22 protein-coding genes are annotated in these 23,154 nt (G+C 68.6%); 9 read left to right on the top strand and 13 right to left on the bottom strand.

The features are described 5' to 3' along the window. Positions 1 to 230: 230 nt before the first annotated feature. Complete coding sequence (locus FAB82_RS01455; protein WP_136532763.1) at positions 231 to 821, bottom strand: heme-binding beta-barrel domain-containing protein; 591 nt, start codon at positions 819 to 821, stop codon at positions 231 to 233. 151 nt (positions 822 to 972) lie between these two features. On the opposite strand from FAB82_RS01455, the gene FAB82_RS01450 reads away from it, so the two are divergent. Together FAB82_RS01450 and FAB82_RS01445 are read left to right on the top strand one after the other, a co-directional pair. Next, complete coding sequence (locus tag FAB82_RS01450; RefSeq protein WP_136532762.1) at positions 973 to 1,758, top strand: HAD-IIA family hydrolase; 786 nt, start codon at positions 973 to 975, stop codon at positions 1,756 to 1,758. Between the two features lie 9 nt (positions 1,759 to 1,767). After that, positions 1,768 to 2,172: a DUF3263 domain-containing protein gene (locus FAB82_RS01445; RefSeq protein ID WP_136532761.1), complete on the top strand. Its 405-nt coding sequence runs from the start codon at positions 1,768 to 1,770 to the stop codon at positions 2,170 to 2,172. 174 nt (positions 2,173 to 2,346) lie between these two features. Here FAB82_RS01445 and FAB82_RS01440 read toward each other — a convergent pair whose 3' ends face one another. From FAB82_RS01440 to mdh, 4 genes are all read right to left on the bottom strand, one after another. Further along, complete coding sequence (locus FAB82_RS01440) at positions 2,347 to 2,967, bottom strand: DUF6518 family protein (protein WP_211116301.1); 621 nt, start codon at positions 2,965 to 2,967, stop codon at positions 2,347 to 2,349. Between the two features lie 145 nt (positions 2,968 to 3,112). After that, entirely contained in the window at positions 3,113 to 4,366 is a 1,254-nt protein-coding gene (locus tag FAB82_RS01435; RefSeq protein WP_136532760.1) for an APC family permease, read from the bottom strand. A 2-nt stretch (positions 4,367 to 4,368) separates the two neighbouring features. Beyond that, on the bottom strand, positions 4,369 to 5,079 hold the full coding sequence (locus FAB82_RS01430; protein ID WP_168801370.1) for a phosphatase PAP2 family protein: 711 nt from the start codon (positions 5,077 to 5,079) through the stop codon (positions 4,369 to 4,371). Positions 5,080 to 5,212: 133 nt separating this feature from the next. After that, on the bottom strand, positions 5,213 to 6,163 hold the full coding sequence (gene mdh, locus FAB82_RS01425; protein ID WP_136532758.1) for a malate dehydrogenase: 951 nt from the start codon (positions 6,161 to 6,163) through the stop codon (positions 5,213 to 5,215). Positions 6,164 to 6,381: 218 nt separating this feature from the next. On the opposite strand from mdh, the gene FAB82_RS01420 reads away from it, so the two are divergent. The 3 genes from FAB82_RS01420 (at position 6,382) to FAB82_RS01410 (ending at position 8,918) form a co-directional block, all read left to right on the top strand. Continuing rightward, positions 6,382 to 7,284 carry a sulfite exporter TauE/SafE family protein gene (locus tag FAB82_RS01420; protein WP_168801369.1) on the top strand — a complete coding sequence of 301 codons (903 nt, stop codon included), beginning with the start codon at positions 6,382 to 6,384 and terminating at the stop codon, positions 7,282 to 7,284. Between the two features lie 12 nt (positions 7,285 to 7,296). Then, positions 7,297 to 7,779, top strand: a complete 483-nt coding sequence (locus tag FAB82_RS01415) for a hypothetical protein (protein WP_136532756.1) — start codon at positions 7,297 to 7,299, stop codon at positions 7,777 to 7,779. A 182-nt stretch (positions 7,780 to 7,961) separates the two neighbouring features. After that, the gene (locus tag FAB82_RS01410) at positions 7,962 to 8,918 is read left to right on the top strand and encodes an MBL fold metallo-hydrolase (RefSeq protein ID WP_136532755.1); all 957 of its coding nucleotides are present in this window, start codon (positions 7,962 to 7,964) and stop codon (positions 8,916 to 8,918) included. 77 nt (positions 8,919 to 8,995) lie between these two features. Here FAB82_RS01410 and FAB82_RS01405 read toward each other — a convergent pair whose 3' ends face one another. After that, positions 8,996 to 9,385 carry a hypothetical protein gene (locus FAB82_RS01405; protein WP_136532754.1) on the bottom strand — a complete coding sequence of 130 codons (390 nt, stop codon included), beginning with the start codon at positions 9,383 to 9,385 and terminating at the stop codon, positions 8,996 to 8,998. A gap of 285 nt (positions 9,386 to 9,670) precedes the next feature. On the opposite strand from FAB82_RS01405, the gene FAB82_RS28485 reads away from it, so the two are divergent. Then, positions 9,671 to 10,027 carry a DUF397 domain-containing protein gene (locus FAB82_RS28485; RefSeq protein WP_136532753.1) on the top strand — a complete coding sequence of 119 codons (357 nt, stop codon included), beginning with the start codon at positions 9,671 to 9,673 and terminating at the stop codon, positions 10,025 to 10,027. Positions 10,028 to 10,162: 135 nt separating this feature from the next. Continuing rightward, positions 10,163 to 12,031 carry an HNH endonuclease signature motif containing protein gene (locus FAB82_RS01395; protein ID WP_136532752.1) on the top strand — a complete coding sequence of 623 codons (1,869 nt, stop codon included), beginning with the start codon at positions 10,163 to 10,165 and terminating at the stop codon, positions 12,029 to 12,031. Positions 12,032 to 12,194: 163 nt separating this feature from the next. On the opposite strand, the gene FAB82_RS01390 is transcribed toward FAB82_RS01395, so the two are convergent. Then, entirely contained in the window at positions 12,195 to 13,361 is a 1,167-nt protein-coding gene (locus tag FAB82_RS01390; protein ID WP_136532751.1) for an acyl-CoA dehydrogenase family protein, read from the bottom strand. A 244-nt stretch (positions 13,362 to 13,605) separates the two neighbouring features. Between FAB82_RS01390 and FAB82_RS01385 the strand changes: the two genes are divergently transcribed. After that, positions 13,606 to 15,006, top strand: a complete 1,401-nt coding sequence (locus FAB82_RS01385; RefSeq protein ID WP_136532750.1) for a UDP-glucose dehydrogenase family protein — start codon at positions 13,606 to 13,608, stop codon at positions 15,004 to 15,006. Between the two features lie 20 nt (positions 15,007 to 15,026). Here the strand turns inward: FAB82_RS01385 and FAB82_RS01380 are convergent, their stop codons facing one another. Beyond that, the gene (locus FAB82_RS01380) at positions 15,027 to 15,605 is read right to left on the bottom strand and encodes a non-oxidative hydroxyarylic acid decarboxylases subunit B (RefSeq protein ID WP_136532749.1); all 579 of its coding nucleotides are present in this window, start codon (positions 15,603 to 15,605) and stop codon (positions 15,027 to 15,029) included. A 52-nt stretch (positions 15,606 to 15,657) separates the two neighbouring features. Between FAB82_RS01380 and FAB82_RS01375 the strand changes: the two genes are divergently transcribed. Then, a complete protein-coding gene (locus FAB82_RS01375; protein WP_168801368.1) occupies positions 15,658 to 16,575 on the top strand; it encodes a polysaccharide deacetylase family protein in 918 nt (305 codons plus the stop codon). A gap of 205 nt (positions 16,576 to 16,780) precedes the next feature. Here FAB82_RS01375 and FAB82_RS27380 read toward each other — a convergent pair whose 3' ends face one another. The 5 genes from FAB82_RS27380 to FAB82_RS01350 all read right to left on the bottom strand — a co-directional run bounded on the left by FAB82_RS27380 (position 16,781) and on the right by FAB82_RS01350 (position 23,114). Continuing rightward, the gene (locus tag FAB82_RS27380; protein WP_211116300.1) at positions 16,781 to 17,215 is read right to left on the bottom strand and encodes a hypothetical protein; all 435 of its coding nucleotides are present in this window, start codon (positions 17,213 to 17,215) and stop codon (positions 16,781 to 16,783) included. A gap of 137 nt (positions 17,216 to 17,352) precedes the next feature. After that, complete coding sequence (locus FAB82_RS01365) at positions 17,353 to 19,317, bottom strand: CDP-alcohol phosphatidyltransferase family protein (protein WP_136532747.1); 1,965 nt, start codon at positions 19,315 to 19,317, stop codon at positions 17,353 to 17,355. Continuing rightward, entirely contained in the window at positions 19,314 to 20,168 is an 855-nt protein-coding gene (locus FAB82_RS01360; protein ID WP_136532746.1) for an ABC transporter ATP-binding protein, read from the bottom strand. The genes FAB82_RS01365 and FAB82_RS01360 overlap by 4 nt, the downstream gene beginning before the upstream one ends. Positions 20,169 to 20,283: 115 nt before the next feature. Continuing rightward, positions 20,284 to 20,631 carry a hypothetical protein gene (locus FAB82_RS01355; protein ID WP_136532745.1) on the bottom strand — a complete coding sequence of 116 codons (348 nt, stop codon included), beginning with the start codon at positions 20,629 to 20,631 and terminating at the stop codon, positions 20,284 to 20,286. Positions 20,632 to 20,642: 11 nt separating this feature from the next. Then, positions 20,643 to 23,114 (bottom strand): glycosyltransferase, encoded by a 2,472-nt coding sequence (locus FAB82_RS01350; protein ID WP_168801367.1) that lies wholly within the window; start codon positions 23,112 to 23,114, stop codon positions 20,643 to 20,645. Positions 23,115 to 23,154: the final 40 nt, after the last annotated feature.

Genomic DNA, 23,154 nt, shown 5'->3' with positions numbered 1-23,154 from the left:
TTGGCAATCCCTTGGCCACATCAGGGAAGCTAGTAAACAAAAAAGCCGTTCGGCCCTGGCGGGATGACGGCGAACCGGGAATCCATGGAACACCGTCATACCGTTCCCGCGCGCGGAACCCATCCGCGCGCGGGCCCCGCCAGGGCCGTACGAATCGCGCGCGCAATACGCGGGCGACCGGACCACAGTCCGGCCGCCCGCGGCAAATCTAAAAAGTGTGCGGCCTGAACTCAGCCGGAGATTCGGCCGAGGCGGGCCGACAGGTGGGGGGTCATCGGGTTGCCTTCGGCGGCCATCTCCTGGGCGTACATGAGGGCGCCCTCCACGATGCCGTAGAGGCGCTTGCCCGCCGTGACCTCTTTTGCCTGGGGGCTTCGCACGACGGCGTCGGTGGCGATCTCGATCTTGGTGCCGTCGACGTGGCCGTAGTAGAGGTCGAGGATGCCCGTCGGGTGGGCCAGCAGGACCTCCACCTCGGGGCGCTTGGGGTCCTCGCCCTTGACGACGCGCCACCAGCCGGTTTCTTGAGCGGCCGGGCGGATGGGCTTGCCGTCCTCGTCGATGAGCCACGCGCGGGCCGAGTACTTCAGGAACGGCCGCCCGTCGTGGGTGAAACTCATCTCCTGGCCGTACATGAAGTCGTCGATGCCCGGGTAGCCGCCTTGGCCGCGGCCCCTCCAGCGGCCGACCAGCGGCAGGAGCGCCAGCAGGTCGTCGTGGAGGTTCGGGCCCTCGCGCAGGTCGTCGGTTTCCTCGAAGGGGTAGGGCTCGACCTTCGCAAAGGTCGAGGCGAACTCCTCCGGCACTTCGCGTTCGCTCATTTGTTCCTCGCCGTTCTGATCGTCCAATACCCCAGCGCCCCCGCCATCGCGCCTGCGGCGACGACGAGCACAGCGGTCAAAGCGGTCTCCACGCGGATCACTTTACGTGCAGCTCTCGCCGTTCTCAGGATGCGATGGCAAGATGTTGACCATGGATACACCTGGACCGTTCGACAGCTGGCTCTCGGACATGGACGGCGTTCTCGTCCACGAGGGGGTCCCCGTTCCGGGGGCCAACAAACTCATCGAGAAGTTGCAGACTGCGGGGAAGCGGTTCCTCGTGCTCACGAACAACTCGATCTATACACCGCGCGATCTTCATGTGCGGCTGAAGAATTCAGGGCTTACGGTCCCGCAGGAGTCGATCTACACCTCGGCGATGGCCACCGCCGACTTCCTTCACTCGCAGCGCCCGAACGGATCGGCGTATGTCATCGGCGAAGCGGGCCTGACCACCGCGCTGCACGAGATCGGGTACGTCCTCACGGATTACCAGCCCGACTATGTGGTACTCGGAGAGACGCGTCGGTACGACTTCGGCGCGCTCACCACGGCGGTGCGGCTGGTCAAGAACGGGGCTCAGTTCCTGTGCACCAACCCCGACACCACCGGGCCCAGCCCGCAGGGACTGCTGCTCGGCGTCGGCGCCGTTGCGGCGATGGTCACTGCGGCGACCGGCTCGGAAGCTTACTTCCCCGGCAAGCCGAACCCATTGATGATGCGAAATGCCTTGCGCCGTATAGGAGCTCATTCGGAGTCGACCGTAATGATCGGCGACCGCATGGACACCGACGTGCTGTCGGGCCTCGAAGCCGGGCTGGAAACGGTCCTGGTTATGTCGGGGGTGACTGACAGTATGGAGGAGGTCGAGAAGTACCCCTTCCGGCCGAACCATGTCAAGGATTCGGTCGCCGACCTCATCGATTGGATCGAATAAGGAGTCAGCATGTCCCCCCGCCTCACCCCAGCCCGGCCCGCCTCGCGCGCACGCGGGGGTGACGATGGCGATTTCGTGCCCGCCCCGCGCCCTGGGCGCGGGCATGAGACGTCGCGGCCCGAGACCAGGCCACAGCGGATCGAAGCCGATGGCGCCGGGTCGGAGCCGAGACAGGTCCGGCCCGAGCCCGAGACGAAGCTGTCGCCGTTGGAGACGCGAGTGTTGGCGTTCGAGGCCCGCTGGTGGCGCGCCTCGGGCGCCAAGACGCAGGCGATCGCCGACGAACTCGACCTGACCCCCGAGCGGTACTACCAGCACCTGGCGCGCCTCATCGACCACCCCGAAGCGGCCGCGGAGCAGCCGGTGGTGATCCGCAGGCTCAAGGCGGCTCGCGCAAAGCGCTTGGGGCGCTGAGTTTTCGGAAGGAACGCGCCCCGGGGGGAGGCTCCTCGCTATGCGCGAGCGCGGTTTGACGGGTGGTCCGCTCAGCTGGCGCGAACGCGGATCGGCAGCGGGTTCGCCTAGGGCCTGTCCGGTGATTTCTTGTCGGGGCGGGCGCGCATTGCCGCAGTCCGTTCGCGACGGTGCCTAGAGGAGCCCGAGCGGCAAGAACACCGCGGCGTAGGCGACCAGGGTGAGCGCACCGACGGCGGCCAGGGTGCGCGTCCGTTCGCCGCGCACCGCCAAGAGCGGCACGGCGAGTGCGACCGCGGCGCACGCCCATACCTGAGCCGGATAGTGCAGCACGACCGCGTAGTGGAGGCCCTCCGCTCCGAAGAGGCCGCCGAGCGCCCCGAGACCGGCCGCACGGTGCCACCCGGTCCGCCCGCGCCGCCACCACGCCGCCGCGACCGCGAGGAGTGGACCGGCGACACAGGCGAAGGCCGCCCAGAGGACCGGCCAGCCCAGCAGCGAGCCGACGTCGTCGTGCCGCGCGAGAGTGGCGTACCCGTAGTACCCGGCGACCAGCCCGATCTCGACGCACAGGCCCGCTGCGGCGAGTGTCGGAAGTCGGCACCGCCCGGCCAGCGCGGCTCCGGCCGCGAAGGCGACCGCGGCCCAGACCGCCCCGGAGTTCGCGATCTGGTTCCATGCACCCGGAAGCCAGCCCTGAGCGAGATTGGTCAGCACCCCCAAGGCCAGGCCGCCGGCGAGGGAGACCGCCAGGGCGGCCGGCGGAGAGGTCGACTTCGAGGCCATATCGGTCATTGCCGCATTCTCGCCTCTGCGAACGCCGGATACCTACTGGGTATCTATCCGGATGAGCGGTGTCACTGCCAGTCCTCGGCTCCGGAGGCCGACGCCGCCATCGAACGCCCGCCGGCGCGAAGGTGGGTTCGCTTGGGCGCGGCGCCTATTGGGTCGTGGTGCCGGCTTGGCGCCGGGTGAGGGCGTACCAGCCTGCTCCGAGCGCGAAGACCGCGAGGCCTCCGAGCACCGATTCCAGGGGAAGGCTCGCGGCGATCAGCAGGCAGCCCACTAGGCCCGCCCATGGCAGTACGGCGCGCCGGTCGAGCGTGACCGCGGAGGCATTCGCGACGGCGTAGTAGACCAGGACGCAGAAGCTGGAGAAGCCGATCGCACCGGCGAGGTCCATCGTGGCCACCAGGACCAGGATCAGGGCGCACGCGGTCACTTCGGCGATCCATGGGACTCCGAACCTGCCTGACACGGCCGCGAGTGCGCCCGGGAGGCGCCGGTCGCGGGCCATGGCCATCGCGGTGCGTCCAATACCGGCCAGGAGGCTCAGCAGGACTCCGGCGACGGCGATGCCGGCGCCGACGGCGACGAGCGGCTTCAGTGCCGGGGCTCCGGCTCCGGCGAGGTCCGACAGTGGCGTCTGGGAGTCGGCGAGCATGCCGGGGCCGAGGACGCTGAGGGCGGTGACGGCGACGGCGGCGTAGATGAAGAGGGCGGCGCCGAGGGCGATGGGGATGGCCCGCGGGATAGTCCATTCGGGACGTTTGACCTCTTCGCCGAGGGTGGCGATGCGGGCGTAGCCGGCGAAGGCGAAGAAGATGAATCCGGCGGCGGTGACGACGCCCCACGGGTGGGTGTTGTCCATGCCTTCGACGGCGACGGGTCCGGTGAGTCCGGCGACGACGACGAGGGTGAGGACGACGACGGTGACGCTGACGAACACCACCGAGGCGAGCGCGGTCTTCTTGACGCCGAGGAGGTTGATGGCGCAGAACGCGGCGACGGCTGCGGCGCCCAGCGCGGCGGGGTGGTCGGGCAGGAGGTAGTGGCCGAGGGTGAGGGCCATGGCGGCGGCGGAGGCGGTCTTGCCGACGAGGAAGCCCCATCCTGCGGCGAATCCGGCGGCGGGGTGGAGTCGGCGGGTGCCGTAGATGTAGGCGCCGCCGGATTGGGGGTAGAGGGCGGCGAGGCGTGCGCTGGACCGGGCGTTGCAGTAGGCGACGAATCCGGCGATGGCGAGGGCCGTGAGGAGTGCGGGGCCGGAGCCGGCGGCGCTGGCGGCGGGGCCCCAGACGGAGAAGACGCCTGCTCCGAGCATGGAGGCGAGTCCGATGATGATCGCTGAGGGCAGTCCGAGCTGCCTGGACAGGGTGTGGGGCTGCCGTGCTTGGGACGGCTGTGCGGGCATGCCTAAAGATATCGTTTCTCGGGCTCCAGCCACGAAGGCAGTTCGATTGTGTCCCATCGAATGCGTTGGATGACTCTGAGGATGATCACCCCTATGAAGAGGCCTGCGGGGCAGTCGGTGAACCAGTGAAAGCCGAGGTAGGTCGTGGAGAAGGCGACGATGATCGGCGGGAAGGTGCGGATGAGTCGGCGCTGCCAGGTCTTGAGGTGTCCTCCGAGCAGGAAGACCAGGAATCCATACCAGACGATGGTGTTGAGGACGTGTCCTGAGGGGTAGGCGCCGGCGGGTTCGAGGGTGGTGAACAGCAGGGATTGGGTGGCGTCGGCGTATGGCGGGTGCGCGGGTCCGGGCCAGTGGGGGTAGACGCGCGGGAGCACGTCCTTCAGGACCAGGACGGAGCCGGCCATGGCGTAGAGGGCGAGGAAGGCGAGCAGGGGGCGGACGGTGCGCCTGCGGTAGGAGATGATCCCGGCGATGCCGAGGGCGATGCCGCCGAGGAGGCCGCCCTGGCCGAATTTATTGGTCTGGACGAGGAGGAAGTCGAACCAGTCGGGGCGGTTGGCGTCGGCGAAGTCGCGGATCCAGATGTCGATGTCGATGAGGGGACTGACCCAGGCGAGGGGGATGGTCCACAGTACGAGGGCGAGGGCCATGGCGATCTCAAGCCCCCATGAGCCGGGCCGCTTCACGAGGAAGGGACTCCAGGTGCCCATGGGGGCTTGAGTAGGTCGTCGGCCTATTACGGTCACGGCCGTAAGCCTAGCGATATCGGTTCGAGCGGCGTATCTCATACCGCATCGCGGCCCGATTTTCACGCGCCGCCACGCCTCGCGGCGGCGTAAACCTTTAGAGGTCGGCGACGTCGGCCTGCTTGGCGCGGACGGCCTCCGCGGCTTCCTTGAGGTTGGCCAGTTCGGTGTCGGTCAGGGGGGTCTCGACGACCGCCTTGACGCCTTCGGCACCGATCTTGGCGTTGACGCCGAGGTAGACGCCGGAGATGCCGTATTCGCCGTCGACCCAGGCGCACACGGGCATGACGGCGCCGGAGTCTTCGGCGACGGCCTTGGCCATGCGGGCGGCGGCGGCCGAGGGGGCGTAGTAGGCCGAGCCGGTCTTGAGCAGGGCGACGATTTCGGCGCCGCCGTTGCGGGTCTTGGTGACGAGCTCTTCGACCTTCTCGGCGGGGAGGAGGTCGGCGAGCGGCTTGCCGTCGACGGAGGACTGGCTGGGGACGGGCACCATGGTGTCGCCGTGCGAGCCGAGGGTGAGGGTCTTGACGGAGCCGACGGGCACGTCGAGTTCCTCGGCGACGAAGTTGGTGAAGCGGGCGGTGTCGAGCATGCCGGCCTGGCCGAGGACCCGGTTCTTGGGGAACTGGGAGGCGAGCTGGGTGAGCGCGGTCATTTCGTCGAGCGGGTTGGAGACGACGATGATGACGGCGTTCGGGGAGTGCTTGACGAGGTTCTCGGTGACGCCGCGGACGATCTTGGCGTTGACCTCGAGCAGGTCCATGCGGCTCATGCCGGGCTTGCGGGGCAGGCCGGCGGTGATGATGATGACGTCGGAGCCGGCGGTCTTGTCGTAGCCGCCGCCCTCGTTGTCGGTGGTGGCGCCGACGACCTTGGTCTCGAAGCCCTCGATGGTGCGGGACTGGTTCATGTCGAGCGCCAGGCCCTCGGGCTTGCCCTCCACGATGTCGGTGAGGACGACCTGGTCGAAGACGTCGAACTCGGCCAGACGCTGAGCGGTGGTGGAGCCGTAGAATCCGGCGCCTACGACCGTGACTTTCTTACCCATCGAATGCTCCTCTGCATTGCCGTGGCTGCGTGTTTTATTGGCTACGCGAGCGTAACCAGGACCGTTCGACCACGCTATGACGCGAGTCTCGCCGGGTGCGCCCGACCCCTGGTGCTGGTGGCGGAGGCCTCGCGGTCGTCCCGCCGATTGGACGCATGTTGACAACTCCCACTGATTTAGTGGAGTATCGGGAGACGCCGGATTTCAGGGAGCCCGAAGTGATCGCTCAAGGTCTCATCTCCGCCGTCGCCGGTTTCCTCGCGCAGCTGGTCGACGGCAGTCTCGGCATGGGCTTCGGAACGATCACCATGACGTTCCTGCTGGGTCTGGGCATCGCTCCGGCCGTGGCTTCGGCGTCGGTCAATGTCGCGACCATCGGCACCGGCCTGGTCTCGGCGGCCGCCCACCACAGGTTCCGCAATGTGCACTGGCCCACGGCGCTGGCGCTCGGCGTCCCCGGCGCGATCGGCGGTCTCGCGGGGGCCTGGGCGCTGGTCTCCCTGACGAACCTGGACGCGGCCACGCCGGTCACCAGCTCCATCCTCATCGCGCTCGGCATCGCCATCGTGTGGCGCTTCGCCAAGAGCAGCGGCACCCACCACGGCTCGCGCCCGGACCGGAAATACCTGACGGTCCCGACGGGCCTGGCCGGCGGGTTCCTCGCCGCGGCCGGCGGCGGCGGCTGGGGCCCGGTGACGATGCCGATCATGCTCACCACGTCGCGCCTCGCCCCGAACCAGGTCGTCGGCTCGGTCTCGACCGCACAGGTGGCGGCCTCCGCGGCGGCGGTGGTCGGCTTCTGGCTCGCGATCCCCGAGAGCCTGACGGTGCTGTGGCCGCTGGTCGTCGGCATGGCCGTCGGCGGAATGATCGCCGCGCCGATCGCGGCGTGGCTGACCCGCAAGATCCCCACCGCGCGGCTCGGCTCGACCATCGGCTTCCTGGTGGTGGGCCTGAACCTGCGGACCCTGCTGGGGAACTTCAATCTCTCCTGGCAGCTGTCGACGGTCCTGTTCACGCTGATCGCGCTCGCCTGGGTGGCCTCCCTGGTCATCCCGGGCAAGCGGACGACGGCGGGCATTGTGGCCCCGAAGGCCGAACCGGTCGAGGCCGAAGCCTAGGGCCCGTTGCGAATGAGCAGGACGGTGCCGGTGATCGCCGGTGAAGCGATGTTCTGGGCCTATGACGTGGCGCTCGGGGTGCTCTTCATCGAGGCGGCGCGAGTCGGTGCGGAGATGCCGGCGGACGGGCGGCCCTCGGCTTGGCCGGAGTTGAAGCAGCACCTTCTCACCCAGGCGTCGCTGGGCGCCAATACCGCTGTCCTGCTTGACGACTTCGCCGCCGAGCAGCGACGGGTATTCCTGAGTTGCGTGGTGGAGGCGGCTCGCCGGATCGAGGCCCGTGGTGGCGTGAGCCGGGACGAAGTCGCGAACTGGCCCGAGCTTGAGGAGAGCGCGACCGGCTTCCTGCGCGGCGCCGAACACATTGCCGCTGCTCCGCTGGTCGAGCTGGCGCAGGCGCTGGTCGATCTGGCCGCCGGCACGCTCTCCCCGGCTCCAGCCGGGCGCCATTGGTACTACGGGACCCCGGAGGGGCGGGTCGTGCAGGGCGGATAGGGCATGCTGCGGCCGCGCGTCACCGCCACTCGTCGCTCGCTGCGACCAGCACCGTGTCCGGAGACCCTTGTGCCGGCCTCCCACTTTCGTCGCATCCCGACCGCTCGCAGATCCTCCGCGACGACGATGCATCCCCGCTCCCGGGCGCCGAGACTTGTGGCACCCTACGAGTGGAGCACCCCATGTCGCCGATCCGACGCCGCATCCTGTTCGCCGGAGCCCTTGGAGGACTTGCCATCAGCACTTCGATTCCCGCCGCGGCCGCCGCCGATCCGCACCGTCGCGTGGCGTTCGCGCCGGGCCGGTGCACAGTGGACCTGGACGTCGACTGGCACGCCGGCTGGCCCTCCCCCAAGCACGATCCCGAGCCCGAGATCCAGTCGCACTTCGCGAACGAGCACACGGTCATCATGCGGCAGAACAAGTCCGTGAACTACGAGGCTCCGTTCATGTTCCTGCTGTTCGGCAATGACGCCGCCATGCTCATCGACACCGGTGCGACGCCCGAGGCCGAGTACTTCCCGCTGCGGCAGGTCGTGGACGAACACCTGGACGCATGGTTGGCCGACCATCCCCGCGACGACTACCGGCTCCTCGTCGTCCATACCCACGGCCACGGCGACCACAAGGCGGCCGACGCGCAGTTCGCAGGCCGCGAGCACACCACCGTCGTCGGCGCCGGGCTGGACGACGTCAAGGCCCACTACGGCTTTGACGACTGGCCGGCCACGCCGCGCGAGATCGACCTGGGCGGCCGCTCGATCGACGTCATTCCCGGCCCCGGCCACCACGCCTCGGCCACGGTCTTCTACGACCGGTACACGCGCTTGCTCCTGACGGGCGACACGTTCTACCCGGGCCGCCTCTACATCCAGGACTGGGATGCCTTCGCGGCGACCGTGGACCGCCTGGTCGACTGGTGCGACTCGCATCCGGTCTCGCACGTGCTCGGCTGCCATGTCGAGATGTCGATCGAACCGGGCCTGGACTATCCGCGGGGCACGACCTACCAGCCATATGAGGCGGACCTGCCCATGACCGTCGAGCAGCTGCGCGAGCTACAGCGGACGGTGCGCGAGGTCGGCGGCGCCCCGGGCATTCACCGGTTCGACGACTTCCACATTTGGTACGAGGTCTGAGCGGGACCGATGCGGCCAGCGCCGATCGGCATTGACAGTTTGGGCAGTATCGGCAGTATGGACAGTGCTACGCCTGGCTACTCGATCGCGACGGCGCAGGCCAGGAATCCCCGGTCGTCGTTGACGCGGAACACGAACGCCTCGCGCTCCGGTCCGTCACCGGAGTCATTGACGTCGCACTTCTTGTCGAGCCACCGTTGGGCCGTCGACTTGGTCTCCCATGCGTCCGCGAAGGGTTCGCTGGTGTAGACCTTGGTGATCTCCCAGTGGGCCTCGGAGTCGGTGCATTCGATGAACTTCTCGTCGTAGTCTCTGTCGGTCACGCTGACGTTGCTGGAGACGCATTGGCCCTCGTATCGGGCGTAGCCACCCGAGCCGATCAGCCGAATGAGGCCCACGATGAGGGCGATGGCTCCGATGAGGACGACGGACATGACGATGAGGGCCACGGGCTTCGAGACCTTCACAGGCTGTTGCTTCTTAGAGCTGGACTTGGGCATATCGGCACCGATCTAGTAAGCGAACTGGTAGGAGAACTGGTAAGAGAATCGGCGCCAGGTTACTCAGCGCCGACCACCAGGGCGGCCCCGAACGATCCTGTCTCAGGTGTCTCCGGCGATGGTGCGGGCGTCGGTTTCGATACCGGGGCTCATGGTGTCGCCGTCCCAGGCGGGTCGCCATGGGAACGAGGGTGCTCGGAGCAAGAAGCGAACTACTGAGTTCTTGGCAGAGATGTTGAAGGAAGTGGAGAAATGCCCCACGGAGCCTACGACCGTGACCGGTGGGCTCGCGCCCGGTTCCGCAAGAGCAGCCGCAGCAACGGCGGCTCCAACGGCAATTGCGTCGCGTTCGCCGTTCTAGGCGATGAAGTCGCGGTGGGAGACACCAAGACTCCTGTCGCCGACAGCTACGCGCACCTCCGCGTGAGAGCCGCCGACCTCGGCGGCTTGCTCGCCGGGATCAAATCCGGCGCGCTTCCCACTGCAAGGGGAAGCGCGCCATCTTTGTTCACACCTGCTGAGAGAGTGATCGGTCTTCAGGCATCAGCGACGGAGGAGCGGGAAGGGCGCCCGCGTGACACGCCCGACCGCAGGGTACGTGCCTGTTGAGCTGGGAAAACACCACCACATTCACCCGTTAGAGTGATGCCACCAGACCCTCCATATGTCACCATTGAGACATAGAACAGGAGCACCAAGACAGGAACCCTGTTCGAACGCAAACACATCGAGGAGGTGACACCGATGGCCCTCAGCAACACCACTCCGCTTCCCACCCAGACTGCGACCGGTCCTGACCGGCGGGGCAAGTCCGAGGCCATCCACACCCTCCTCGATGAGCAGGCCGCTCTCATCAATGGCGCCCACGCCTCGGTGCTGTCCTCAGTAATCGAGGCGAAGACCTGGAACATCCACCGCGACTTCGACGGGTTCTCCGCCCTCCGCGACTGGCTGGTCTCCACGTTCGACTTCTGCCAGCGCACCGCCGCCGACCTGGCGGCGATCGCCGGGCGCACCCGCAAGTTCACTCTCCTCTCCGAGGCCGCTACCTCGCAGTCGGCCCGGATCGATCAAGTGGCGTTCGCGGTGCGGCAGTTGGACAAGACCCCCGCCATGCGTCTCTATGCCCGCACCCCCTACCGGCAGCCGGTCGCCTCCCCCTTCGACCCCGCGGTGTCGTGCCCGACCCCCGAAGCCCTGGTGGCCCAGTACTGCGCCCATGCCCCCTTCGAAGACCTGAAGGCTCACCTGGCCGAGATCGAAGCGTCCCTTGCCGACTCGGCAGAACTGTTCGAAGGGCTCGGCGAGCAATCCCTCCAGCACCTCGATATCTGGGAGCAGGACAACGGCATGTGGGGCCTGGCCGGGCAGCTCTCGGCCGACACCGGTGCCCTGTTCGCCAAGATGCTCGCCACTGCCGTCCCTCCGCCCCGCCAAGACGAGACCGACCAAGATGGCGACCTGCCCGCCGCCTCCAACCGCAACGCCGAAGCCCTCCACCAGATGCTCGCCGCCTACGGCACCAACCCGGCAGCTCCCACCCGCCACGGCCACACCGCCACCCTCTCACTGTCGTGCGACATCGAGACCCTGCGAGGGGACGTGGACCTGGCCGAGGCTCCGGACCGCACCCCGCGACTGGACGGCCAGCCAATCTCGGTCGCCAAAGCCCGCCTCCTCGCCTGCGAGGCCGGTGTGATTCCCATGGTCTACGACTACGCCACCGGGGAAGTAGTGGAGCTCGGTCGCGAGGAACGCCTCCCGAGCACCGCCCTGCGCCGCAAGTTGGAGGCAGAGCAGCCGGGAGGGTGTGCCTGGTTCGGTTGTTCACGACCGGTCGCATGGACCGAAGCGCACCACATCGTGCATTGGGCCGATGGTGGGAACACCAACGCGGACAACCTGATCCTGCTGTGCCGCTTCCACCACGGCCGCATCCACACTCCTGGTTGGACGGTCACGAAGACTGGCCCCGGTGCGGCGTTGATCGTCCACCACGACCACGCAGACCTCGCCGCCGCCGACATGGCCGAATACGCCGAAGGCGACCACGGGTGCGGATGTGCCGACCACCGCAGCAGCGAAGACCTCGAAGTGGACTTCCGAGGAGGCATCGATGACGCCTTCCCCACCGGCATCTATCCCGAAGAACAAACCGAGATCACCGATCGGGACTTGAAGACCTCGCTTGACGCCTACCAGCTGGCGCAGGTCGAACGGTGCATCAAACGCGCCAAAGCCAAGGCCCGCTACCGGTTCAGCGATACCGGAAACCCCAAAGCGGTCATAGCGGACAGGCTCGGTCAACCGCCAGGGGCCTTACCCTGCCCCGCCGCCAGGCAGCAAGAGGCGGCGGGGGACGCGGACCAACAAGTACCGCAGCCCGACCCACCCGGAAACGGGACCAGGGGATCGGGCCCCTCGTCGTGCCGCAGGCGGCATTACCCCCCGCCATCCCTACGGCCGAGGCCGGGCCCACCCCGGCCCCACCCCGCCAACGAACAGCAGGCACCCGCTCACCACTCCATCGCTGATCGGTTTGAAGCCAACCCCAAGCACACCCTCACGGCCAGCAGACCACCATCAACTCGGGCGGACCTCTGCTGTCGCTGATTGGTTTGAAGCCCAACGCACACGAGCCCCGACCGCCCTACGACTGGCCCGGTACGGACGATCCTCCTGAGAGGCGTTCAGTCCCGGTTCGGACGAGCTCATGCGCCTGGAATGGCAAACCGAGCGACTTGACGAGCACTCACGACCGGGATCAGACGACCGCTCAGAATGCGTTGCCGCGCAGGAGTTCCCGCGCCATGACCACTCGTTGGACCTGGTTGGTTCCCTCATAGATCTGGGTGATCTTGGCATCGCGCATCATGCGCTCCAGCGGGAAGTCCTGCGTATATCCGTAACCGCCAAGCACCTGGACCATGTCCGTGGTGATCTCCATGGCCGCATCGGAGGCGAAACACTTCGCCGCTGCACCGAAATACGTCAGATCAGCATCCACCCGCTCGGAGCGGGCGGCTGCTGCGTAGGTGAGTTCGCGCGCCGCGGTGATCTTCATGGCCGCGTCGGCCAGCAAGAACTGCACGGCCTGGAACTTGGCGATGGGCTTGCCGAACTGCTCTCTCTCGCCCGCGTAAGCCGCGGCGATGTCCAAGGCTCCCTGGGCAATGCCGAGGGCCTGGGCCGCAATGGTCACCCGAGTGTGGTCGAGGGTCCTCATGGCAAGCGAGAAACCGCGCCCCACCTCGCCGATCAGTCTCCCCGCGGGAATCCGCACCGAGTCGAAGTAGACCTCCGCCGTCGGCGACCCCTTGATGCCGAGCTTCTTCTCCGGCTTGCCGAACGACACACCCGCATCGTCCTTCTCCACCACGAACGCGGAGATGCCCTTCGGACCCGCCTCGGGGTCGGTCACCGCGAACACCGTGTAGAACTCGCTGACCCCTGCATTGGTGATCCAGCGCTTGACGCCGTCGAGCACCCATTCATCGCCGTCGCGAACGGCGCGGGTCTTCATCGACGCGGCATCCGAACCGGCCTCGGGCTCGGACAGGCAGTAGGAGAACATGGCCTCACCATCGGCAACCGGCGGCAGGTAGCGCTGCTTGAGCTCCTCGGACGCATCCAGCAGCAGCGGCATCGAACCGAGCTTGTTGACCGCCGGAATCAGCGAGGACGAGGCGCACGCGCGGGCGACCTCTTCGATGACGATGGCCGTGCCCAGCGCATCGATCCCGGCGCCGCCGTACTCGGCGGGGATGTGCGGGGCGTGCAAGTCTGCGGCTTTCAGCGCCTCGTACGACTTGGCCGGGAACGAGGCGGTCTGATCGGCCTCGGCGGCGTGAGGTGCCACTCCCGCATCGCATACATCGCGCGTGGCGGTGCGGATGTCGGAGTATTCTTCTGGCAGCTTGTAAGGGGTAAATCCGGTGGACATCAGCGGCTCCGGTGTTTGTTACTCGTCAGTAAGATGAGGCGAGTGTAACGCACCTCCGACCTGGCCGGTGAGACGCAACACTCGGATTTCCCCGTCGCTTTCCCGCAACGACATCGACCGTTCACGCGTGGAGCACAATATACGATGGCGCAAGCCGTGGGCCCGAAATGCGATGTCTCGACACAATCAGTCTCGACATGATCGGCCCCCGACCACCAACGACGAAAGACAGGGCACGCATTCGATGGGCAACTCGACTCAAACCCCGGAGACCCCGAAGCACACCACCACCCGGCCCCGCATCTCCTTCCTCGGTTGCGGCTACCTCGGCGCCACCTACGCGATCTGCTTCGCCGAGCTGGGTTACGAGGTCATCGGCTACGACGTCGACGCCGCCAAGATCGACCTGTTCTCCTCGGGAACCGTGCCCTTCCACGAGCCCGGCCTGCCCGAGCTGCTGAAGAAGAACCTCGAATCCGGCCGGGTCCGCTTCACCACCGACATCCAGGCCGTCGCCGACTTCGCCGACGTCCACTTCATCTGCGTGGGCACCCCCCAGCGCAAGGGCGAGCACGGCGCCGACCTGTCCTACATCGAAGCCGCCGTCACCGACCTGTCGAAGCACCTGTCCCGCAAGGTCCTCATCGTCGGCAAGTCCACCGTCCCGGTCGGCACCGCCTCCTGGGTCCAGGAACTGGTCGACCGCCACGCGCCCGAAGGACTCGGCGCCGAGGTCGGCTGGAGCCCGGAATTCCTCCAGGAATCCAACGCCATGCACGATGTGCTGCGCCCCAACCGGGTCGTCTACGCCTCCCAGTCCGAATGGGCCTCAGGGCTCCTCAAGGACGTCCACCGCGGCATCATGGAGCTCGCCGCCGTCGAGGACCGCGAGGTCCCCGTGGTCGAGACCGACCTGGCCACCGCCGAACTGGTCAAGGTCGCCGCCAACGCGTTCCTGTCGACCAAGATCTCCTTCATCAACGCCATGGCCGACCTGTGCGAAGTCGCCGGCGGCGACGTCACCGACCTGGCCCGCGCCATCGGCTACGACCAGCGCATCGGCAACAAGTTCCTGCGCGCCGGCATCGGCTTCGGCGGCGGCTGCCTGCCCAAGGACATCCGCGCCCTGTCCGCCCGCGCCGGCGAGCTCGGCGTCGGCGAGTCCTTCCGCTTCCTCGACGAGGTCGACCACCTCAACTCCCGCCGCCGCACCCACACCGTGCGCGCCGTCGCCGACCTGGCCGGTCGCGCCTCGGGCCCGAACGGCCCCGACCTGTCCGGCCTGCGCATCGCCTACCTGGGCGCGACCTTCAAGCCCGACACCGACGACATCCGCGACTCCCCCGCGCTGGCCATCGCCCGCAAGCTCCGGGCCGCCCGCGCCGACGTGGTCGTCTACGACCCCGAGGGCCTGGACAACGCCCACGCCTTCGCGCCGGAGCTGTCCTACGTCAAGACCCTCGCCGAGGCCGTCGACGGCGCCGACGTGGTGTGCGCGATGGTCCCGTGGGAGGAGTTCCGCACGCTCGACCCCGAGGCCCTGGGCCAGCAGGTGTCGCAGCGGCGCATCCTCGACGGCATGAACGCCTTCGACCCCGAGCAGTGGACCGCCCACGGCTGGTCCTACAAGGGCATCGGCCGCTGAGACGGCCGCGCAGAAATTAGTTACGACCTGCCGTTGCCCGGCAGCCCGTCCCAGCGGCGGGTGCCGGGGAAGGGCAGGTCGAACTGGTCCAGGAGCCGACCCACGGTGTGGTCGACCAGGTCTTCGATCGTCTTGGGGTGGTTGTAGAACGCCGGCACCGGCGGCATCACGACCGTGCCCATGCGGGTCAGCGCCAGCATGTTCTCCAGGTGAATCTCCGAGAGCGGGGTCTCGCGCACGCACAGCACGAGCTTGCGGCGCTCCTTGAGGACGACGTCGGCGGCGCGGGCGATGAGTCCGTGGCTGTAGCCGGTGCGGATCTCGGCGACGGTCTTCATGGACGCGGGCACCACGATCATCCCGTCGACCCGGAACGAGCCCGAGGAGATCGGCGCGGACTGATCGCCGGGCGCGTAGCTGTAGTCGGCCAGCGCGGCCACATCGGCGGCGGCGTGCTCGGTCTCCAGTTGCAGGGTGGTGCGCGCCCATTTGCTGATGACCAGGTGGGTCTCGACGTCTTCGATGTCTCGCAGCGCCTGGAGCAGCCGAATTCCGTATACGGCTCCGGTCGCCCCGGTCATCCCGACGATCAACCGCATCGATGCTCTCCTGATCTACCGGCTTGCCGGTTTTGTCCCATACAATCGCAGTGTGACGCGACACAAACTGACAGTTGCGGCCGTGACCGGCGTTTTCCTGCTGCTCGCTTGGATCTGGCCTGATGGCGATGCTTCGGATCCGCCTGCCCTGAACGGCTCCGAGAGTACTGCCTCCGGGGCTCCTGCGCCCATGGTCGACGGCGATGGGGAGTCGGAGAACACGGACGGCGCGGCGGATTCCTCGGAGGGTGAGGCGTCTTCGGAGGCGCCCGATCCCGGTGCCGCGGAGCCGAGTGGAGAACCGACCGGGGAGCCGGCCCCGGGGCCCGAGGTGCCCGAGGTGCCCGGTGGGGAGCTCGCGTCGAACACGTACGCGGGGCCGCTGGGGACCCGCAATCACACCGGCACGGACGCGGTGGCGCTGACGTTCGATGACGGGCCGGATCCGAATTGGACGCCGAAGGTGTTGGAGGCGTTGCGGGAGCGGGGCATCAAGGCGATGTTCTGTGTCATCGGCGCGTATGCGGAGGCGAATCCCGACATCATCGCGGACATCGTCCATGACGGGCACACGCTCTGCAATCACACCTGGTTCCACCAGTTCGACCTGGGCACTTGGGGTGAGGGTGAGATCCGGGCGAATCTGCGGCGGACGAACGACGCGATCGAGAAGGCCGCGCCCGGCGCGGAGGTGAAGTACTTCCGCCACCCGGGCGGGCAGTGGACGGACCGGGCGATCGGCGTCGCCGCGGAGCTGGGCATGGAGTCGTTGCACTGGACGGTGGATCCGTCCGATTGGGACAATGGGACCACGGAGGCCGAGATTCGCGACATCGTGCTGGAGCGGTCGGGTCCGGGCTCGGTCGTGCTGCTGCACGACGGGGCGTCGAACCAGGAGGACATGCTGGGGGCGCTGGGGGCGATCCTGGACGAATTCGAGAATCGCGGTTACGCGTACACGCCGCTCTAGGCCGCGATAGGCGCGAACCGACTGCGGCCCCCGCACTGGGCGGGAACCATCACGGCCCGCACTGAGCGCGAGAGCGTCGAGTGCGGGCCGTGTTCGTTTCTGGTGGTCGCGGGGCCGGTTACGGGCCGCGATGGCTCGCGGGTTCGGTTAGAGCCCGCGGAGCTTCGCGGGCTCGGCTACGGACCGCGGAGGTTCGCGGGCTCGATTACGGACCGCGGAGGTTCGCGGGCATCTTGCGGCCCGGCAGGAGCGCGGCGAACGCGAGCGCGAGGATGCCGACGCTCATGCCGGCCTGGACCGGGAAGGACAGGCCGAGGAGACCACCGGCACCGTCGCCGCTATCGGCCTCGTCGGGGCCCTGCATGCCGGGCTCCCCGGCGTCGCCGCCGCCGTCGGGGCCGCCTTGGCCGTCCTCGCCCGATTCGCCGGATCCCTCTTCGCCGTCGGGGTCGGAGGTGCCGTCCCCGTCGTAGCTGGGGCTGGGCGAGACGGGCGGGAATTCGGAGTTGGTCTCGTCGGCGTTGACCCAGTCCACTTCGGGCACTTCAGTGCCCTGGTGCTTGGGCGCGAACAACAGAGTGCTCACCGCTCCTAGGAGGATGGCGGCGAGCACCAGATGCAGGACCCGACTCTTGCGCACAGGTACACCTTAGTTGTATTGCGCCAGACCTGCCCGCCGCTCGTGCCATGTACCCCGAACGAGTTTGGTTGAGGGGCTTAAATCTCCGTGAACTCGCGTGGGGCCCGTTGCCTTGGCGGGCACCGGACTCGGGGTGTTCAGGCGCGGGCGGCGCGGACTGTGCCTGTCACGACCGATCCGATGAAGACGGACGCGACGTACACGGCCAGGACGGCGAATGTCACTGTGGCGACGCCCGGGGCGGTCGCCAGGGAGACGCCCGCGGCCGCCAGAGCGATGAGGCTCCGGGCCGGCCAGCCGAGGCCGAGGTCGCGGCGGGCCACCGGGGAGGCGGCCTTGTCGAGTCCGGCGGCGAGGTCGTAGAAGTAGAGGGCGATGACGGCGAGGGTCGCGTACAGGACCGGCCAGGAGACCCCGGCGACGAGTCCGGCGGCGAGGACGACGCCGAGTTCGACCGCGCGCAGTCCGGCGGGGATGAGCCAGTCGAACATGCCGTCGTGTTCGGCGCTCGCGGCGGCGAGGCCGAAGCAGACCGCGGCGAAGGCCGACAGGAGCGGCCAGGCGGGCGCGGTACCGGCGGCACTGGCCCAGACGGCGGCGGCGGCGAGCGCGATGGCCGCGGCGGTGGAGATCGTGGGGTTGAGTCCGAGGCCGCGAATGCCGCGTCCGAGGTAACCGTCGTCGCGGTGGGCGGCCCGGTCGGGGCGGCGCAGGGCGGCGGTGCGGGCGGCGAGGGTGCGGAGGGTGCGCCCGGCGCCGGTGTAGCCGAGGGCGAGCAGCTGCCATGCCAGGAGCGCGGCGATGGCGATCTGCGGGCCGAAGGCGACGGCGCAGGCGGCGAGGAGCAGCCAGCGTTCGCCGACGGGGGCGACGATGGTGCGCTTGGCCCAGTACAGGGGGGACCGGTGTGCGCCCATGACCTGTTCGGAGGCGGAGCCGAGTCGCTGGCCGAGGTGGGCGGCGCGGCCGATCGGCGGCGCGGATTCGCGTTTGCGGGCCTGGTTGACGACGGCGGTGTCGAGCAGGACGGCGTACCAGGTGTCGGCGGTGTGGCGCACGGTCTGGGTGAGCAGCGCGGCGATGGCGAGGCCCCAGGCGGTGGCGGGGTTGCCGTCGACGGCGGCTCCGGCGGCGAGGCCGGCGTAGATCAGGAATTCCTTGCTGCGGTCGGCCATCATGTCGAGCCAGCCGCCGAAGGAGGAGAAGTTCTGGGTGTAGCGGGCCAGTTGGCCGTCGACGCAGTCGAAGACGAAGCTGAAGTACATGAGACCGGCGGCGGCGAGGTACCACCAGGACCATCCCGCGGCGAAGATTCCGGCGGCGCCGATGGCGAGCGCGATGGAGACCCAGGTGATGGGCGTCGGCGTCCAGCCGAGGCGGGCCGAGAGCCGGACCAGGCGCGGGCTCCAGGAGGAGACGCAGTAGGTGGCGAAGAGGTCGTCGTCGTGTTTGACGGCGTTGCTCATCCGCCACTGGTCCAGGTCGATCGCCTCGAACTCGGCGATCGTCTCGGTGGCCTGGTCGGCGGTGGCGACCTGGCGGTGTGCGAGCCCGGCGCTCTTGTAGGCGCTGACGGGGACGGCGCGGGCGCCGAGGAGCGCGAGGACGGCCTCGAACGCGTCGTCGTGGCCGGTCGTGCCGTGGGGCCAGTGGCGGCGCAGGCGTTTGAGGTGGGCGCCGGAGATCTTGGCGAGGCCGCCGAGGCGCCCCGGGCCGGGCCCGGGGCCGGTGACCAGGCCGCGTTCGACGGTGACGGGCGCGGCGGTGGCGTCGTCGGTGCCGACGAGGACGCCCGAGCGCCGTGAGGAGTCCGACAGGACCGCCGCGATCGTCGTCTGGGAGGCGACGAGGTCGGCGCAGGCGACGAAGAGCGCGCCGGTCTCCCCAGCGGCCAGTTCACCGACGTGTTCGAGGTCGGTGGCGGCGTCGGCGGATTCGAGCTGCGCGGCCTTGATCGGCCGGTCGGCGCCGGGCCTGGTGAGCACGGTGACGTCCTCGCAGCCGGCCTCGCGGATCTGCGCGATGAGCCGGTCGAGGACCGTGCGTTCGCCGTCGAGTTCGATGGCCCCGCCAGGGGCCGGAAGGATGACGGCTCGGCTCACGTGGTCGCCTCTACTGGCAGGGGCGGGGCGGCGGGCGCCTCGGCGGCTTTGCGGGCCTCCTCGGCTGCCTTCTCGGCCTTCTTCTTCTCGGCCTTGCGCTTGGCGGTGGCCTCGGATGACTCGTTGTAGGAGTCCAGGGCCTCGTCGACGGTGCCGTCGGTGATGACCTGCCCGGCGTCGAGGAAGATGCCCCGCTTGCAGTAGCGCTTGAGCTCGCCGGCGGAGTGGGAGACGAACACCAGGGTGCGGCCCTCCTTGAGGAGGCCGTCGATCACGCCGTGGCATTTCTTCTTGAAGGCCTTGTCGCCCACCGCGAGCGCCTCGTCCACGAGCAGGATCGGGTGCGGCAGCTGGGTGATGACACCGAAGCCGAGCCGCACCTTCATGCCCGAGGAGTAGTGCTTGACGGGCGTGTCGATGAAGTCCTCGAGCTCGGAGAAGTCGACGATCTCGTCGAACTTCGACTTGATCTCCTTGTTCGTCATCCCGTGCAGGGCGCCGACGAGGTTGACGTTCTCGCGCCCGGTCAGGTCGCCGGAGAACCCGGCGGACAGCGCGATGAGCGGGGCCACGCGGCCCTCACGGCGCACGTATCCCTCGTCGGGGATGAGCACGCCGGTGATCAGGCGCAGCAGCGTCGACTTGCCGGTTCCGTTGGATCCGATGACGCCGACGGAGTCGCCGGGGAAGATGTCGAAGTTGACGTGGCGCAGCGGCCAGAAGTCATCAGAGGCGGCGCCCTTTTTATTGGCGGACCGCCGAACGAACAGGTCCTTGACCCGCCCCTTCTTCTGCTTGCCTTTGGCGAAGCAGATTCCGAGGTCGCGAGCCTGGATGATCGGCTCCTCCATGAGGGCGGCCCTCCCAGAACAGGTGGTTGCAGTACAGCTTGATAATGGCGCGCCAATACTACCGCCCAGGCGATGGCGGACCATCACGGCCGATCCGCACGGGGCCAGGTACCCCTTATCGGGTGCTTTGGCGCGATTGGGGGACGGCGGCGTTCGCGGCCCGGCGCTCATTGGCGAGCCGTTCGACCTCGATGGCGGCGAGGATGCGCCTGAAGGTGACCTCGGTGCGCTCGTGCGAGGCCCGGGCCTCGGCGCGGCCCTTGCGGCCCTCGTTCCACACCAGCACTAGTGCCCCCAGCGTCGCCAGACTCGTCAGCAGTGACAGCGCCGACGTGAGACGGGTGTCACCGAGCCAGGCGATGGCGACGAAGGCCACGGCGAGGACGAGTCCGACCGCGGCGGCGAGCTTCTTGATCGAGGGCCGGCCCAGGCGGTCGTAGACGGCTTTGAGTTTCTGTTTCACGGCTGGTGCTCTCAGGTGTGGTCGGACAGCACGTCGAGGACGAGCTTGCGGTAGGAGTCGTGGCTGAAGCGTTCGCGGACGCGTTGCTGGGCGAGGGCCGAGCGGGCGAGGAAGCGCTCGGGGTCGGCGTAGAGGCCGTCCACGACCGAGGCGACTTCGGCCGGTTCACAGTACAGGGCGGCATCGCCGAAGGTCGGTTCGAACCGCGGCGGGAGGACGACGGCGCATCCGGCGGCGAGGGCCTCGAGGATGGCGCGGCCGAACGCCTCGTACTGCTTCGGGTGGGGGAAGTAGATCCAGAAGTCGAGTTGGTAGAGAAACGACTCGACGTCGGTCTCGTTGTAGCGGTAGCAGGTCCACTCCGGGGAGGGTTCGGCGCCGAGGAGGCGGGCGACGGTCTTGACCCCGCCCATGACGCGCACGTCCCAGCGGCCGTCGCCGGGGTAGACCTTCGGGAGGTCACTCGCGGTGGGCCATTTGGTCCAGTCGTCGCGGGAGTGGCGTCCGACGACCGGCAGGACCGAGCGGAAGCCGTGGCGCGGCGGCGCGATCGACTCGGTCTCCAGGATTCCGGGCATGTCGAAGTCGGCCAGGCGACCGGCCTTCAGCTCGGACAGGGCCTCGCGGACCTGCGGGCCCTGCGGCACCCACAGCGGATCGACACCGAACATGGCGGCGGCGTTGGCGTGGGCCGAGTCGGGCGTGTAGCGGATGTCGGAGCCGTCCCGTTCGGCCGGCGCCTGGTTGGCGAGCACGATCATCCGCTTCGGGCGGACGTTCGAGACCTCGCCGGAGCGGTACTGGAGGATCGGCGGGTAGCGCAGCACCAGCAGTTCGCATTCGACGTCGTCGGTGACCAGGACCTGGTCGACGGTGCCGTCGTTGACGAGCTCCTGGATCTGCCGGGCCATGGGGCGGTCGTCGGTGGTCATGTGCCGCCACGACTCCAGGTGCATGATGGCGATGCTCAGGCCCTCGGACTTCAGTGCCCGGATCTCCTCCATGGTGGACTTCTGGGGTCCGCCGAAGGGCCGCCAGTCGAGGCAGTAGACGACGTCGAAGTGGCGGCGACGCTGGCCTTTCGATGCGACGGCGGTGTGGTACGGGGCCCAGAAGGGCCGCCGCGCCGGGCTCTTGGACAGGTACGGGTCGGCCTCGCCGGCGGCGATCTGGCGGTGCCACAGCGGATACGAGGACTGGTAGGCGCGGCGGGAGGGGTGCTTCCAGCCGGAGCCGAACTCGTCGCGCGAGAGCGAGCCGGCCGCCTGGCGCATGAACGTGTCCCAGGTGCCGTTCAGCCGCTGCACCGAGGTCTTGCCGAACGCGGCCGAGACCCGCTGCAGGAACTCGGTGTCGGCGCCCTTGCGGACCTCGTCGTAGTAGCCGATGCGGTCGAGGACGCCGCGGCGGAACATCATCGACGCGGTCGAGACGGTGGTGACGACGCGCCCGGGCCGGGTGACGGTGAGGTCCTCGCCGAACAGGAACGCCTCGGAGTAGGTCAGCTGGAGTTCGGGGTCCTCCAGCAGCGGGGCGATCGAGTGCGCGAGCCGGTCGGGGGCGGCCCAGTCGTCGGAGTCGAGGCCGGTGACGAAATCGCCGGTGTCACCGTCGTTCAGGATGCAGTCGAAGGCGGTGTTGCGGGCCGCGAAGGTGCCGCCATTGACCTCCTTGCGGACGACGCGGACCCGCTCGTCCAGCGCCGCGGCCTCGTCGAGGATCGGCCCGTACTCCTCCCCCGATGCGTCGTCGACGACGACCACTTCGAGGTTCGTCCAGGTCCCGGCCAGCAGCGACTCCACGGCCGTGATGAGGGCCCGATCGGGCTGGTAGGCGGTCATGACGACCCAGATCTTCGGACCCGCGCCGACCTTGGGCCCGGCTGGGGCACGGAGGCGGTCGAACCACGGCAGCGACCGGTCGGGGTCGAGCGCGAGCTGCGGCTGGCGGCACAGCTCGCCGAGCCGCGCTATCCACGCCGCCTCGTCGCCGCCGCAGTCGGGGTGGGCCAGGTCCGCTTGCAGCGCACCGTATTCGAGCGGCGGCATCTGCTTCTTGTAGCGGCGAAGCAGCTCGGAGACGCGGCCGTATTCGCCGAGAGAGAACGCCAACTGGGCGTGGACGGCACCGTGGCGGCCCGAGATGCGCTTCGCCCCGCCCTCGCGCAGCGCGAGGTCGTACAGAGCCAGCGCGTCGCGGCGGTCGTCCTCGGTGCCGAACTGGAGCCCGACGACCTTCGCGAGCTCGCACAGCGCCGCCGCGTCGACGCGGGCGCCGCCGAGGTCGCCCGAACGGGCTGCCTCGAGCAGCCCGGGCAGCGTCAGATCGCGGGTGGCGCCCCTGGCCAGCAGGTGGCGCGCACCCGGCGAACGGGTGCGCAGCGCGGTCGCGGCCATCGTCCCGGCCTTGCGGGTCTTCGCCGTCGCCAGATGGTCGTCGGTCATGCGGCTGGGGTAAAGCCCGCTCTCATCGTCAGCGTTCATCGATTTCATTGTCTCCTGGTCGAATTCGGCCCGATCGTCA

It is taken from the genome of Glycomyces buryatensis (assembly GCF_004912275.1).
Classification (GTDB): domain Bacteria; phylum Actinomycetota; class Actinomycetes; order Mycobacteriales; family Micromonosporaceae; genus Glycomyces; species Glycomyces buryatensis.
The sequence above is the reverse complement of the archived record's forward strand: the minus strand, read 5'-3'. Positions and strand labels throughout refer to the sequence as shown.